Below are 435 nucleotides of genomic sequence, written 5' to 3'. Positions count from 1 at the left end.
CGCTGAGGCACTGCTGACCCGTTTGCCCATGCGCGCCAGTCGATTGTGGTTTTGCCCCACCGAATCCGGCATGGCGATCAGCTATTGAGTGTAGTTTCAACACTGCGATCTAGTCTTTCCCGCAAAGCCGACACAATCCATGCGATAGTATCGGTGAGCTAAATGGCGCACCGATAGGAGAGACGTTCGATGAGTGAGAGTTGCCCGGTTCTGACACCGGCTGAGCAGCAAGTTCAGGATATATTGGAACGGACGGAAGCGGCGATGATGGCCACCATTCACGCAGCGCTTGAGCGCGCCAGCAAACAGGCCGCCGAGGAACTCCAGGCCGTTGGCTCGGAAATACAGCCCCCGCCACATGACTATTTCGCCGCCGTCGCTCACCAGCAGCTTTTCCTGCTGTTATGCGGGGCCGACCCGGACACATTCGAGGGC

1 protein-coding gene is annotated in these 435 nt (G+C 58.4%); it reads left to right on the top strand.

Translation table 11 applies throughout. The features are described from left to right. Positions 1–189 precede the first annotated feature (189 nt). Positions 190–435, top strand: a 246-nt coding sequence (locus AB4Z23_RS28600) for a hypothetical protein (RefSeq protein ID WP_441361322.1), incomplete at its 3' end; no start/stop codon positions are given.

Source organism: Agrobacterium sp. MCAB5 (assembly GCF_052114365.1).
Lineage (GTDB): Bacteria > Pseudomonadota > Alphaproteobacteria > Rhizobiales > Rhizobiaceae > Agrobacterium > Agrobacterium tumefaciens.
The sequence above is the reverse complement of the archived record's forward strand: the minus strand, read 5'-3'. Positions and strand labels throughout refer to the sequence as shown.